The sequence below is a fragment of the Nocardiopsis alkaliphila YIM 80379 genome, assembly GCF_000341005.1.
GTDB lineage: Bacteria > Actinomycetota > Actinomycetes > Streptosporangiales > Streptosporangiaceae > Nocardiopsis > Nocardiopsis alkaliphila.
Genome location: NZ_ANBD01000088.1, coordinates 25,848 through 39,614, shown reverse-complemented (window position 1 = coordinate 39,614; position 13,767 = coordinate 25,848). Strand labels below are relative to the sequence as shown.

Genomic DNA, 13,767 nt, shown 5'->3' with positions numbered 1-13,767 from the left:
ATCTATTCGACTATTTCCATTTCTTCACGACTGGTCTTCGGGGGATTGTTTTGTGCTTTTCTGGCGAGCTCGAAGAGTCGCTCGCTCGAAGACCTGAATTTGATTTCTGTCTGGCTTTCGTGGATTGCTCCCTGCGTGGCTCCGGTCTTCTCGTCGGTTTCTGAGCGGATCTCTTGAGGTGCTTCCTCTGATGCGATCTCGTGCTCAGGGTGGTATACGGTAATAATTTCTTTGAGTGCCTCCTTGTAAAGGGCTTCAGGGAAGCGGCTCTGCTGCAGGAGTCGAGATCCTGTGCTGTTGCTGGTGATGGTCAGATCGCTTTTCTTCGCGTCGAGAAGAAGAACCGTTTTGTCGATTATTTCCTTGACCTTGTGGGACTTCGTGATGTAGGCGTTGTCCTGCTGGATCGCCCGGCGTATCGCCTGTTCCTCGGTGGGTGTCAGTGAGGGGAGGTTGATTATCTCGTACGTTCCGTCGCTCAGCTCTCGGGTGTTTCCCGCATCGAGGAGTACCTCGTGTTTCAACTTGACTCTGGCCAGCTGGAAATCAATCCTCTCCCTGGCTGCTCTCAGGGATTCGGATAGGTATTCCGCCTTCTCCACATAGCGTTCAGCCTTTTTTGTTTTCTCTTTGGTCAGCGATGTCCGAATCTCCTCGATCTCGATCAAGTAATGGATCGGGTCTTCGAGGGATTTTTCGATTTTTTCTCTTGCTTTCAGCTCTGCAAGTTTCACTTGCCGCTGATCGTTCTCGTATCTTCTTTTGAACAGCTGTCTTGTCTGCCATGCGGCATAAAGGCCGACTGTGCCTACTATGACGGCTACTGCTAGCATTGTTTCAGTGAACTCCCCTGAGGACTTCCAGGTCTGTTAGATTCGCTCTTGCCGCCGGGCTGTGTATTTCTCCAGATGTTGGGTAGCAGTTTTTTCCGAACTCTCTCTGATTTTCAGAAAGGCACTGGTCGTGGAGTCTGGAGAGATTCGACCTTTCTCTTTCTCCAATCTGTTTACTGCAACAGTGAGCGCGTTGATCCTCCCTCTGAGCGACCCATCGGCGTCTGCGATCCCGTGACGAATCTCCTGAATCCTGTCCAGGTCTCGTTCGAGGCTGTGAACTTCGACCATGTCAGGGATGAAGATCTCCGACCTATTTATTTTCTTCCGATGGATCGTGTGCATGAGGCTCAGGGCCGCTGAAGCAGCAATAATGAGTAGAATGATAGATGATTGGATTGTCATTTCATCCACCCGTCGTTTGTGGGTCCACTACTCTTGGTGTGTCCGCTTTCGGTGAACTTTGATACGGCCCGGGAAAGGGCGGATCTGACACCCTTGGTATTCTTTTCTTGCTCCTTGCCGGGAACGATGTCCTTATGTCGCTCCTTGCTCTCTTGCTCTAAAGATGCTGCGGCCTTTTCGAAAAGATCTTGGATTTCTCGTTCTTGGGATGGGGGCTTTGCTTCGGCGAATTTTTCAATTCTATTGAGTTTGGCCTCGATGTCGCTTAGTTCCTCCTCTGTTTCTTTTAATTGAATGTCATCTTCTTTTTTGATCGATCTGGATATGAATACAACGTCTTCCAATTTTTCTCTGATGCTTCTGTTGGGTCCATCGAGTGCCAGGATCTCGGACTCGATTTGTTTCTGCTTTTCTCTCTCTGATTTTCTGCCGTAATATCCGGCCACGATGGCGCCCAATGCGGTGATCCCGACAGCGGCCATGCGGACGATGTTCGTGGCTTCTTGTGACATGGGTTTCCATGATGCTCTGGTGGGGGTTCGTCTAGGTGAAACAGAATCTTATTTGTGTACTGTAAGGGGTGGGGACTGTCCATATCTGTGAAGCAGGGTGGGGTAAGCGGATTTCAGAAGGAGAGGAAAGTGCCAAGGAACTTTTTATCAGGGTTCTGTGAGGGTGGACAACAGCCGGGGTGGCCGGTTCCGGTCAGAGGCTTGAAACTATGGCCAATTCCTCTGCTGGTAGGGCGAGTGCTCGGGAGCTTTGGCGGCGCGCGCACCGAGCATGTGCTATGAGTTCATCTCAAAAGCCATCAGTATGCTTGGCCAGGTGTTTATAGCAGATGAGGATGCAGGCGGTGCCGGGCATGGCCAGGAAGGTGGAGGCCTTGCGCTCCCAGCGCACGTTCAATCTGCGGTAGGAGTCCAGCCAGGTGATGGAGCGTTCGAGCTTGTACCGGTGCCGTCCCAGCCGTTGTGAGGACTCGATGCCGGGACGGGCCAAGCGCACCCCGATGCCGCGCTCGCGCAGCCGATGGTGCTGTTCCCGGGAGTGGTAGGCCTTGTCGCCGTGGAGCTTGGCCGGACGCCGCCGGGGACCTCGCCGCGATCGCGCCGCCGGGACGCCCCGGACCAGGGGCTTGAGCGCTTCGATGTCGTTGACGTTGGCCCGCCGAGACCGCGCAGGTCAGCGGGAAGCCCTGGTCATCGCACAGCAGGTGGGGCTTGGAGCCGCCTTTGCCACGATCAGTGGGGTTCGGCCCGGTGGTCCGTCCCTTTCTTGGCGCGGATCGCCTGGGAGTCGACGGTGGCGCGGGACCAGTCCAGCAGGGCGCGTCTGCCCAGACCATCCAGGAGGGTGCGGTGAATCGTGGGCCACAGGCCCATCTCGGTCCAGGTCTGAAACCAGCGGTGAGCGGTGGCACGGGTAAGGCCGCATAAGCGGTCGGCCTTCTCCCGGAAAAACCCTGACGCCTGGACGAACAGCATCGTGGTCGACACGGCTCTTCGGTCCAGGCGGGGCCGACCGGTCTTCGGGGCGGGAGGCAGTAGTGGTTGGACGATCTCCCAGAGTCCGTCGGCAACACATCGCTCACAGCACGTGATCATGCCAGGCTCAGGAGCACCTCTTAGCGCTTTTGAGATGGGCTCTTACGAAGTGTCGGAGCGAGCCACGGGAATCGCTGCCGTGGGGCGGGCAAGGTCGCGGCGTTCCACGCGGGGTGCTTGGCCGCTTCACCATCACATCGCGGTGAAGCGCCCAAGGTTTCTAGGAATCGGCGGCCTTGGGCGCGCCGATCCCTGGATCGATCCGTACGGGTCCCGACTTGGACGGCCGCACGTCGAACTCGAAGATCGCGGTCGGAAGGTAGACCGTGGCACACGCGTTCGGGATGTCCACCACGCTGGAGAAACGTCCTTCGATCGGTGCCGCGCCCAGGAGCAGGTAGGCCTGTTCGGGGCTGTAACCGAACTTGGTCAGGTAGTCGATCGCGTTCAGGCAGGCGCGCTGGTAGGCCAGTTGCGAGTCCAGGTAGCGCTGTTCACCCTCCTGCGTGACCGAAATTCCGGAGAAGGCCAGCCATTCGGAGTACTGGGGCGGGGTCTTGCCCGGCATGAAGATGGCGTTCCCGCTCACCCCGTACGTGTGCATACCGCCCTTGATCAGGTCGATGTGCAGATCGATGAAGCCGCCCATCTCGATCCCGCCGCAGAACGTGATCTCCCCGTCCCCCTGGGAGAAGTGCAGGTCACCGACGGAGAAGTTCGCCCCGGGAACGAAGACCGGATAGAACACGCGGGTTCCTCGGGTGAGGTTCTTGATGTCCTGGTTGCCACCGTTCTCCCGGGGCGGGGCCGTCCGAGCCGCCTCCGCCGCCACCCGGTCGAACTCCTCACCGCTCAAAGTCCCCAGGACGGCGTCCTGCGGTTCGGGCGGCAGCGCCAACGGCGGCAGGCGGTCGGGGTCGGTCGCGATCAGGTCGCCTTCCCTGCTGTTCCACCGGGAGAGCAACTCCGCCGAAGGGGCCGTGGCCATCAGACCGGGGTGGGTGATGCCGGTGAAGGCCACCCCTGGGACGTGCCGAGAGGTGGCCACCTCGCCGTGGAAGTCCCATACCGCCTTGTAGGCGTCCGGGAACCGGTCGACGAGGAAGGAACCGCCGTTGTGCTTGGCGAAGATACCCGTGTAGCCCCAACCCTGGCCGGCCAATGGACCGGAGTCCTCCTGGGGGATGGGCCCCACGTCCAAGACGTCGACCATCAACAGGTCACCCGGTTCGGCGCCCTCGATCCCCACGGGACCCGACAGGGCGTGCACCTTGGACATCGGAGCGTTGAGGATGTCCTGTGCGGAGTCGTCGTTCTTGATCGCGCCGTCGAACCATTCCCGACAGTGCATACGAAAGGTGGAGCCGGGTCTGACCCGAACAGCCGCAGGAATGTCGGGGTGATATCGGTTGTGACCGAGGATTTCCTGGTCGGTGAACGGCCTGGAGGAGTCGAGCGGAAACAGGAGTTCGGGCATCGGCGATCGCCTTTCGAGCGAGTGACCTCAAAGTCTTGGAAGTCGTTGGTGGGCCGGATCGTGCGTGTAGCGTTGCCGGGTCGATGCGCTCGAAGAAGGCGGGATCGACTTCACCACGTTCGGTTCGTCCGCGCTGCGTTCGGCGTTCTCGAACGCTTGTGTCATGGCGCGAGGTGAACGAACGACCATCGGGGCGCAGAACACCCGACGGGCCTGGCCACCGCAGTCGGGGCACTCCAGGGTCGGCGGGGCCGTCCCGATCGCCGCTTCGATCTCCAGGCGGCCGTGTTCGTCACACCTGAACCGATACGTGGCCATGACGGTCCCCATTCACCGGTGGAAGTTTGGAAGATCCTCGTCATCCGGAGTGGCGCTTACCAGCGAGATGGCACGAACCGAATGTGATCATAGTGATTCGGAGTGTAATGAAAGCTGGTCGGTGAGCCCAGCAGGCGCCCACGTGTGTTGTGGGACGGCACCCCGGGGGCCATCGGGGTGCCGCGCGATCTCCCTTGCGCCGTGGACGTACTCAGGCGCCGAACCCTCGAATCCGGTGCTGCATGACCCGGTAGGGCCAACCATGGTCGGTGTTCCACTGGCTGACGCTCAAATGCAGATCGTTCAGCGTGGAGCCGGGAATGACGCAGCCGCCATAGAGCTGGGCCACGTGGGAGTCGTCCTCGTGACCCCAGGACCCGCCGTGGATCAGGGTCCGGCGATGCGCCGTGTACAGGTTCGAGGTGGGGGTGTCCATGATGATGCCGTCGATACGGTAATCGCCTGCGTTGAACCAGGTCAGGATCCACTTTCCGTCCAGCGGGCGCAGGCAGAGTTCGCCGAAGGCGCCTTCGAGGATCGGGGTGGGCGCCTTGCCCCACCCCCAGGCGCCGTCGCGGTACCCCCAGGGTTCGTAGGCGGCCGGGTCGGCGATGGCCCCGGCAGGCACCCGGTGCAGGATGAGCGGCCTGCTGCGGGTGAAGGAAGTGGAATAGACGTAGACGAAACCGTCGTTCCCCTCAGCCCAGCTGAGCAGCTGGAACAGGCCGCCGTGCAGGTCGGGGGCGAACTTCGCGCCGGTGTGGACCCAGGTGGCACCGGAGTCGTCCGAGCGCCAGATCTCCGTCCAGACCACGTTGCCCAGACCGTTGTTGACCATGGCGTGCAGGTACATGCTGCCGCCGATGGTGATCACGTCGGAGGGCAGGACGGTGGTGAACACCGGGTTGTCGTGGTCGTAGTGCCACAGCTGATGGGCGGCCTGGCCACCCACGGCGCCCGACCACTCCACCCCGCTGTTCAAATCGGTGGTGGTGGAGTACAGGGCGGTGGGGGAGCGCCACCACCCGCCTCCGACCCGGGCGCTTTCGAAGCTGTCACCGAAGACGAAGAGCATCCGGCCGTCGGGGGCGAGAACCGGGATGCCCAGGTCGGTGGCCTCCATCCGGAAACGGGTGGTCAGGCCGGGGCCGGTGAGGTCGGCGACCTTGATGACCTCAAGGGCCCGTTGGGATCGTGCGTCGTCGGCTCCGGCCGGTGCGGCCGAACCGAGTAGGAAGCCGGAGCCGAGGAGGGCGCCGGCGCAGGTGCGAAGGAAGGTGGACCGGTTCGTCTGCGGGGGGCGGGGATCGTGGGGGTCGATCAAGGTCGCTCCTAGGTGGCGGGTCGGGGTTCAGGATCGACGGCCCCAGAGCCCGGTGTCGACCACACGACACGGGCGGTGGTGAGGGCGCTCCCGCCACCGGGTGGGTGGCTTCGGAGCGGAATCGGGCCGGAGCGCGAGTGCCGTCGTCCGATGCCTGAGGGGTCCGACCGGTTTCGATGTCACTTCGGGGTAGGGCGCTGGGGTGTGCCGATGCGTAGGAAATTAACTACTTGGTTCCCCTAAGGGGAAGAAAATTAACATACCTGTTACCCGTTCCCCTGGTGCGTGGGCCGCGGAGTCCTGTTTCACTGAGGCGGTGGCCACGACGAGGTGGCCATTCCTCGCCATGAACGCCGTGCTGTCTTCGCGGCCCGGACCAAGAGCGAGAGTACGGCACGGCCTTTCGGTGAGCGACCCCCATCACCCCCAGGAGACATACGTGAGCCTCTACTCCCCGAGCCGGCGTGACCTTCTCCGGAACGTCGGCGGTCTCTCCCTCGGCCTGACTGCCGCTTCCGGCGGCCTCCTCGCGGCGACCTCCCCGGCCCACGCCGCCCCGGCTCCTCAGGGCCCGCCCGCTCCGAGTCACGCCGGATTGAACCTGGTACACAGCGACGAGGGAGACCCTCGCATGTGGTACTACCGCTTCGAAACCCCTGAGATCGGCTGGAACCCCGGCGTCAACGTCCTCGTTCCCGAGGGATACCGCGATGACGGGCGCACCTACCCCGTCCTCTACCTGCTCCACGGAGGCGGTCCCGGTTCGGACTTCATCAGCTGGGACCGCGCCGGAATCCGCGAACTCTCCGCGGGTAAGCAGATCATCATCGTGATGCCCGACGGCGGACCCTGCGGTTGGTACAGCAACCCGGTCAGCAACAATGCCGGCCCCCGTAACTGGGAGACCTTCCACATGGACCAGGTCGTCCCGTGGGTCGACGCGAACTTCCGTACGCACGCCGAGTTCGCCGGGCGCGCCGTGGCGGGCTTTTCGATGGGCGGTTTCGGGGCGCTCAAGTACGCGGCCAAGTACTACGGCCACTTCGCCTCGGTGAGTTCCTACTCGGGGCCGGCCAGTATGCGCCGTGACTTCGGTCTGGTCACCCACTGGGCGAACTTCACCTCCTCGGTCTTCGAACTCGCCGGTGGCATGGTCTATGGAGCCCCGTGGGACCAGGCCCGGGTGAGTGCCGACAACGCGGTGGAGAACATCGAGCGCTATCGCGGCAAGCGCGTCTTCCTCGTCGCGGGCAACAGCCCCGATCCGTTCGACCTGTTCGATCGGATGAACGAGGAGCAGGTGCTCGCCGGGCAGCGCGAGTTCCGTGCGGCTTTGGACGGCGCCGGCATCCCGCACGAGTCGCACGAGCCCGGCGGCGGTCACTTCATCCGCCCCGATCTGGTGCGCGACGACATCGACGGCGTCATCGCCCACCTGCGTGCGGCGGGGTAGGAAGAACGCTTCACCCCGGACACGGAAAGGCCCGGCGAGAGCGTGCTCGCCGGGCCCGGGGACCGCGGTTACTTCTTCTCCTCCAGCCGCAGGGCGACGCCCAGGGCGAAGAAGGTGGGAGCCCACTGTCCGACGAAGATGCCCCACCGGTCGGCCCGGTCCATGCCCGCGCTCTCCTTCTTCTTGGACAGGAGCCAACTCGCAAAGGCCAGGCCGATGCTCGCGGTACCGGCGCTGTAGGCCATCTCGGAGGTGACGCCCATTTCGGACAACTTCGCGATCATGATGCTCCCTCGATCTCGAGTGACGTTCGTTGGACCACTGCCCGAGGGGGCTTCAATGTAGGGGTGAGAATGGGCAAAGCGTGGTCATTCGATGGCGTGAGGGCCTCGATTCTCACCGTTTGCTTGATCAGGGGGCTCGAAACCGGCTGAATCAATGGTGACAAATCACCAGAATCAGGGAGAAAGGGGAAACACGTGCGATGAGTTCCACGCTCAGCGAACACGCACGTGAACCAAAGGTGGGCAAGGCACGTTCTCTTGGCCCGCTCCCCATCGATCGTCGCGGGCACGGTCGGCCCCCTACGGCAGGATCGGGCTCGGTATCCGTGGTGGTACGGGACGCGGTTCCCACTCGCGGGGGTACCCCAGGGAGACCTCGATGTGGGGCACGCCATCGACGGTGATCGTCCGAGGAATGTGCAGGTGACCGTAGACGACCGCGCGGGCACGGTAGCGCACGTGCCAGTCGGCGGTCGCCTCGGTGCCGCACCACTGGGCGAACTCGGGATGGCGTAGCACACGCGTGGGTTCTCGCAGCAGCGGATAGTGGTTGACCAACACCGTGGGCAGCGCGGGATCCAACTCGTCCAATCGGGCGCGCGTGTACTCCACACGGGCGCGGCACCAGGCGTCCCGGCTCGGATACGGGTCGGGATGCAGTAGGTATTCGTCGGTGCACACCACACCACTGGCGTGGGCGATGGCCAGGGCCTCCTGCTTGGTGCGGGCACCTTCGGGTCGGAAGGTGTGGTCGTAGCCGACGAACAACGGTGCCACCACCACCGGACCCTGGGGCCCTTCCCACAGGGGATAGGGGTCCTCGGGGGTGTGCACGCCCAGTGCGCGCAACTTTCGTACCAGAAGTCGGTAGCGGGCCTCACCCCGCTCTTGCGCCGGGTCCCGTGGCAGGGTCCATAGGTCGTGGTTGCCAGGAACCCACACCACGGTGGCGAAGCGTGAGGCCAACAGGCGCATCGTGTCGACGACCTCGTGCACGGTGTCGGCGACGTCTCCCGCCACGAGCAGCCAGTCCTCCTCCGAGGCGGGCCGTAACCGTTCGATCGACTCTCGGTTGGCCTCGTATCGCACGTGCAGGTCACTGATGCCGAAAAGCCCCACGGGGCCGCCTTTCCGCTCGAAGGTGCGCGGTGGCCACGGTATCGGGCGACGTGGACCGGTGGCCCGGGGCGTACCCGCCCCGGGCCACCGAGGATCAGCAACGAGTGTTGATGGTGTTCTGGATGGAGGACTTCTCGGCGCTGGTCACCGACAGGTCGTAACGGTGTTTGACGTTGACCCAGGCCTTGACGTAGTCGCAGTGGATCGCGGTCCGGGGTGGCATCCACTGGGAGGGGTCGCGATCGCCCTTGGAACGGTTGGTGGAGGCGGTCACCGCCCACAACTGAGGGGCGTTGACATCGTTGGCGAAGTTGCGACGTTGGGTCGTGGACCAGGTGTTGGCACCGGAACGCCACGCGTCGTAGAGCGGCACCATGTGGTCGATGTCGAACTCCGAGGCGTTGCCGGTCCACACGCCGTCGTACTCGCTGGACCATCGGCCCGACGTGGCCCGGCACTGGCCATCGACCGTGACCGTGTGGCCGTCGCGACGCAGGACGTGCTCGCGGGCGTCACAGGAAGGGCTGGAGACGACCACCCAGTGTGGGAACAGGCTTCGGTCGTAGCCGGAACCGCTGTTCTTGGCGCGGACGGTCAGCCCGTTCAATTGGCTCTGGGCGGCCGAGGTGGAGGGGATACCGGGTGGCAGGACGTGGTGGGCGAGTGCGGGAGTGGCCCATCCCAGGACGGCGATGAGGACGGTGGCGGTGAGGGCGGCCAGGGGGCCGACCACCGTTCGAGGCACACGGGGGGTGGGAGAGGGGGACGCGGGCAACGTGTCTCCTTGGGGGAGTGACAGGTCGGACCCTGACACCATGGCGGACCCTTGGGGGACGGGGCCAGACCCGGGAAGGTGAAATTTTCACCGGCGCCGGGTGGCGATGGGATGAGGGGACCTCGGCGGCTCCGTTCGGACGGCCGACGTCGGGCTCGATCCCGCCAACACAGCAGGAGTGGGTCAAGGGCCGGGCGGTGAACTCGGTCGTCATGGTCTTCGGCCTCCCAGCGTGGTCCTTCTCGATGACGCCCTCCTCATCGGCCGGAACGCGTTCGGGTCCCTTGAGGGGAATCGAGTTCCGCGCCCACCATCGACCCCGGGCCGCCGACCACACCGGCGGGCCGCTCACGACCTCGGCCTCTCGCCCTCTCGCGGTGCCTCATCCGTTGCTTCGGATTCGACGTCACCGGGGGCCGCGACCGGCTTCTGCTCGGCGGACAGCAACGGGTGTTCTGCGACCTCGTAACGACGGATGTAGACGCCCAGGAACGCTTGCAGACTCGCGCCGATCGGTAGTGCGAGCAGCGCACCGGGAGCCCCGAGGATGGCCACGCCCGCCAGCACCGCACCGAAGGCCACCGCAGGATGCATGTCCAGGGTCTTGGCGGTGATGCGCGGCTGCAACAGGTAGTTCTCGAATTGCTGGTAGACGATGACGAACAGCAGCACCCACACGGCCGGCCACACGCCCTCCAACAGTGCCACCAGCACGGGGACCGCGCCGCCGATGTAGGTGCCCACGGTCGGGATGAACTGGGAGAGCACCCCGATCCACAGCGCCAGCGCGAACGCGAAGGGGATGTCCAACAGGATCAGCACCACGTAGTGCGCGGCCCCGCAGATCAACGCCAAAAGAGCACGGGAGTACAGGTAGCCGCCGGTCTTGGCCACGGCGATCTCCCAGGCCCGCAGAACCTCGCTCTGGGTGCGCGGAGGAAGGACCGAACAGATCACCCGACGAAAACGCGGGCCGTCAGCGCACAGATAGAAGGTGAACAGCGCGATCGTCAACGCGTTGAAGAGCAACACCAAAAGGGTCGTCCCGGCGCCCCAGACGTTGTTGGCGATGCCCGTGGCGTACTGCTCGACGAGCCCGCTGACGCTGGAGATCTCGTTGAGCAGCGTGGTGGGGGAGTAGGAGGTGTCGAAGGTGGCGTTGACCCATCCCAGCGCGGCCCGGACCATCGCGGGGATCTCGGAGACGAAGGCCAGGACCTGACCCACCAGCATGGACCCGAGCAGGCTGAAGAACACCACGGCCGACGTCAGCACCACGAGCATCACCGCTCCGGTGGCGGGACCGCGCGGCCAACGGTGTCGGTGGAGCCAGTTGACCGCCGGTTCCAGTGCCAAGGCCAGGAACAGGGAGATCAGCAACAGCATGATGAGGTTCTGCAGCTTGAGGAACAGCCACAGGGCGACGCCGAAGGCCGTGATGATCCACAGGGCCAGCATCAGGGCACGGGGCAGCCAGCGCGGCATACCGCCGCCCCGGTCGTGGCCCGGGGCCGGGGTCGGTGTGGTGCTCGTGGGCAAGCCGGTTCTTCCTCACTGTGAACGGGGCGTGGCGCGACCCTCACCGGGTGGCGAAAAAGGAGATGGAAAGCGTGTGCGCCTCACCGGACGATAGCGCCCCCTCGGTGATGGATCGTCCCCTGCGCGGGGCGCGAGTCAGCGGAAAAAGCCTTCCACGCGGCGCGAGAGAGGGTTCTTGTTCGAGATCGGAACCCTGCGCAAAGAACGGGTATAGCTTCGCGTGATCTTCGGGGCCACTGATTCAACCGATCGACCATCGGGTAGCGCAGGCCGTGCGGCCCACCCTACGTGGTGGCCCATGGCTGTGCGTAACGCCGGTACGTGCTCGAATCCACGCCAGTGAAGGGAAGTCATGGCGAAAGAGTCGAATCCGATCAAGGCAGCGGTCGACAAGGTCACGGAGGCGGTCACGGACGGGGGTGACCCCGCGGCGAAGATTCCCGGGCGCCCGAACAAGCAGCCTCCACCCCTGGAGGAGCCGACCGAGCCCCGAGGACCGCTTCCACCCAAGCCCGACCAGACCGCACCGGAGTCGTACTCGGCCACGGGCCGCCCGGTGGACGGGCTCGCCCGAGCGCGTTCTCAGGACGGCGCCTACCTGACCAACGCTCAGGGCACGAGACTGCCGGACTCCGATCACTCGCTCAAGGCGGGCCCCCGGGGCCCGGTGCTCCTGCAGGACCACCACCTGCGGGAAAAGATCACGCACTTCGACCACGAGCGGATCCCCGAACGCGTGGTCCACGCGCGCGGTGCCGGAGCCCACGGCGTGTTCAAGGCCTATGGGACGGCCGAGAGCGTCACCAAGGCGGCCTTCCTACGCAAGGACGTGGAGACCCCGGTGTTCACCCGTTTCTCCACGGTCGTGGGCTCGCGGGGCTCCATGGACACCGCCCGCGACACCCGCGGCTTCGCCACCAAGTTCTACACCTCCGAAGGCGTCTACGACCTGGTCGCCAACAACATCCCGGTGTTCTTCATCCAGGACGCCATCAAGTTCCCCGACGTCGTGCACTCGGTCAAACCGCACCCGGACCGGGAGATCCCCCAGGCACAGAGCGCGCACGACACCTTCTGGGACTTCGTGTCCCTGCACACCGAGGCGATGCATCACACGATCTGGTTCATGGCCGATCGAGGCATCCCGCGCTCCTACCGGACCATGGAGGGCTTCGGCGTCCACACCTGGCGTCTGGTCAACGACCGGGGTGAGACCACCCTGGCCAAGTTCCACTGGAAGCCCAAAGCCGGCGTGCACTCCTTGGTGTGGGAGGAGGCACAGATCATCGGCGGCGCGGATCCTGACTTCCACCGTCGGGACCTGGCCGACGCGATCGAGGCGGGTGCCTACCCGGAGTGGGAACTGGGGATCCAGACCTTTCCCGACACCCCCGATCAGACCTTCGAGGGCATCGACCTGCTGGACTCGACCAAGATCGTCCCCGAGGAGTTGGCGCCGGTCCAGCCGATCGGTCTGCTCACCCTCGACGCCAACCCGTCCAACTACTTCGCCGAGACCGAGCAGGTCGCCTTCCACCCCGGCCACCTGGTGCCCGGCATCGACGTCACGGACGACCCGCTGTTGGCCGGACGCCTGTTCTCCTACATCGACACCCAGCTCATCCGGCTCGGTGGGCCCAACTTTCCGCAACTGCCCATCAACCGGCCGCACGCACCGGTCAACGACATGCTGCGCGACGGCATGCACCAGACGGCCGTGCACAAGGGCGTGGCCCCGTACAAGCCCAACAGTCTGGATGGAGGCTGCCCCTTCTTCGCAGGAGCCGAAGAAGGCGGCTACGTCGAGGTCCCCGCACGGGTAGCGGAATCGAAGAAGGTGCGTCAGGCGCCGGAGTCGTTCGCGGACCACTTCAGTCAGCCCCGACTCTTCTGGCTCAGCCTGTCACCGGTCGAGCGCGAGCACACCATCGCCGCCTTCACCTTCGAACTGGGTCGGTGCTACGAGAACGCGATCAAGGAACGGACCCTGCGGGCGCTCGCCGAGGTCGACCCCTACCTGTGTGAACAGGTGGCCAAGGGGCTCGGACTGCCGGCGCCCGAGTCCCCCGGCACGCTCTCGGATCCCCCGCCCAGCCCGGCGCTCTCCCAGGTGGGCAAGAAGTGGCCGACCCAGGGGCGGATCATCGGCATCGTCGCCGACGACGACTCCGACCTGGCCACGGTCCGCGCTCTTCGGGACAAGGTCTTCGAGGGCGGCATGGTGCCGTTCGTCATCGCCCCCGCCGGGGGCGAACTCGGTGCCGACGGGGAGGACCCCGTCACCGTGCAGCGCACCTTCACCACCGGTCGGTCCGTCGAGGTCGACGCACTGATCGTGGTGGGAATCCCCGGCCAGGCCGATGACGCCTACCCGAGCCGTGACGCCAAGGCATGGAACGGGGGAGCCGCCGGTGGCGTCGACCCGCGTGCCTTGCTCATGCTCACCGAGGCCTACCGGCACGCAAAGGCGCTGGGTGCCCTGGGTGAGGGCCGGCAGGTGTTCGACGTCGCGGGCATCCCGATCGACGCGCCCGGCGTCGTGGCCGGTGACGACGGTGAAGGAGTCCTGGAGAGCATCACCGAACTGCTCGCCTACCACCGGGTCTGGGAACGCTTCCCCGTCCAGGCCTGATGGGGAGCGCCGGCTCCTCCGGCGGGCCCGACCCTTGGGATCGGGCCCGCCGAACCGTTGT

11 protein-coding genes and 1 pseudogene are annotated in these 13,767 nt (G+C 64.5%); 2 read left to right on the top strand and 10 right to left on the bottom strand.

Annotated elements, in window-relative coordinates; all coding sequences use genetic code 11:
• Positions 1 to 2: 2 nt before the first annotated feature.
• The 6 genes and pseudogenes from D472_RS0113245 to D472_RS0113215 form a co-directional block, all read right to left on the bottom strand.
• The gene (locus tag D472_RS0113245) at positions 3 to 833 is read right to left on the bottom strand and encodes a hypothetical protein (RefSeq protein WP_152447949.1); all 831 of its coding nucleotides are present in this window, start codon (positions 831 to 833) and stop codon (positions 3 to 5) included.
• Positions 834 to 1,234: 401 nt separating this feature from the next.
• Positions 1,235 to 1,750, bottom strand: a complete 516-nt coding sequence (locus D472_RS25495) for a hypothetical protein (RefSeq protein ID WP_033303741.1) — start codon at positions 1,748 to 1,750, stop codon at positions 1,235 to 1,237.
• A gap of 289 nt (positions 1,751 to 2,039) precedes the next feature.
• A pseudogene (locus D472_RS28175) lies at positions 2,040 to 2,842 on the bottom strand (IS5 family transposase).
• 163 nt (positions 2,843 to 3,005) lie between these two features.
• Complete coding sequence (fmdA, locus tag D472_RS0113225; protein WP_017604963.1) at positions 3,006 to 4,262, bottom strand: formamidase; 1,257 nt, start codon at positions 4,260 to 4,262, stop codon at positions 3,006 to 3,008.
• A 27-nt stretch (positions 4,263 to 4,289) separates the two neighbouring features.
• Positions 4,290 to 4,580: an FmdB family zinc ribbon protein gene (locus tag D472_RS0113220; protein ID WP_026117656.1), complete on the bottom strand. Its 291-nt coding sequence runs from the start codon at positions 4,578 to 4,580 to the stop codon at positions 4,290 to 4,292.
• Positions 4,581 to 4,791: 211 nt separating this feature from the next.
• Positions 4,792 to 5,904, bottom strand: coding sequence for a DUF4185 domain-containing protein (locus D472_RS0113215; RefSeq protein ID WP_017604961.1), 1,113 nt, complete (start codon positions 5,902 to 5,904; stop codon positions 4,792 to 4,794).
• Positions 5,905 to 6,535: 631 nt separating this feature from the next.
• Between D472_RS0113215 and D472_RS0113210 the strand changes: the two genes are divergently transcribed.
• Positions 6,536 to 7,357 carry an alpha/beta hydrolase gene (locus D472_RS0113210; protein ID WP_275040600.1) on the top strand — a complete coding sequence of 274 codons (822 nt, stop codon included), beginning with the start codon at positions 6,536 to 6,538 and terminating at the stop codon, positions 7,355 to 7,357.
• Positions 7,358 to 7,425: 68 nt separating this feature from the next.
• On the opposite strand, the gene D472_RS0113205 is transcribed toward D472_RS0113210, so the two are convergent.
• From D472_RS0113205 to D472_RS0113190, 4 genes are all read right to left on the bottom strand, one after another.
• Positions 7,426 to 7,641, bottom strand: coding sequence for a hypothetical protein (locus tag D472_RS0113205; RefSeq protein ID WP_017604959.1), 216 nt, complete (start codon positions 7,639 to 7,641; stop codon positions 7,426 to 7,428).
• Positions 7,642 to 7,941: 300 nt separating this feature from the next.
• Complete coding sequence (locus D472_RS0113200; RefSeq protein WP_017604958.1) at positions 7,942 to 8,760, bottom strand: metallophosphoesterase family protein; 819 nt, start codon at positions 8,758 to 8,760, stop codon at positions 7,942 to 7,944.
• Positions 8,761 to 8,854: 94 nt separating this feature from the next.
• On the bottom strand, positions 8,855 to 9,577 hold the full coding sequence (locus tag D472_RS0113195; RefSeq protein ID WP_017604957.1) for an HNH endonuclease family protein: 723 nt from the start codon (positions 9,575 to 9,577) through the stop codon (positions 8,855 to 8,857).
• A 306-nt stretch (positions 9,578 to 9,883) separates the two neighbouring features.
• Positions 9,884 to 11,020, bottom strand: coding sequence for an AI-2E family transporter (locus tag D472_RS0113190; RefSeq protein WP_083903469.1), 1,137 nt, complete (start codon positions 11,018 to 11,020; stop codon positions 9,884 to 9,886).
• 406 nt (positions 11,021 to 11,426) lie between these two features.
• Here D472_RS0113190 and D472_RS0113185 point away from each other — a divergent pair, with 406 nt between their 5' ends.
• Entirely contained in the window at positions 11,427 to 13,706 is a 2,280-nt protein-coding gene (locus tag D472_RS0113185; protein ID WP_017604955.1) for a catalase, read from the top strand.
• Positions 13,707 to 13,767: the final 61 nt, after the last annotated feature.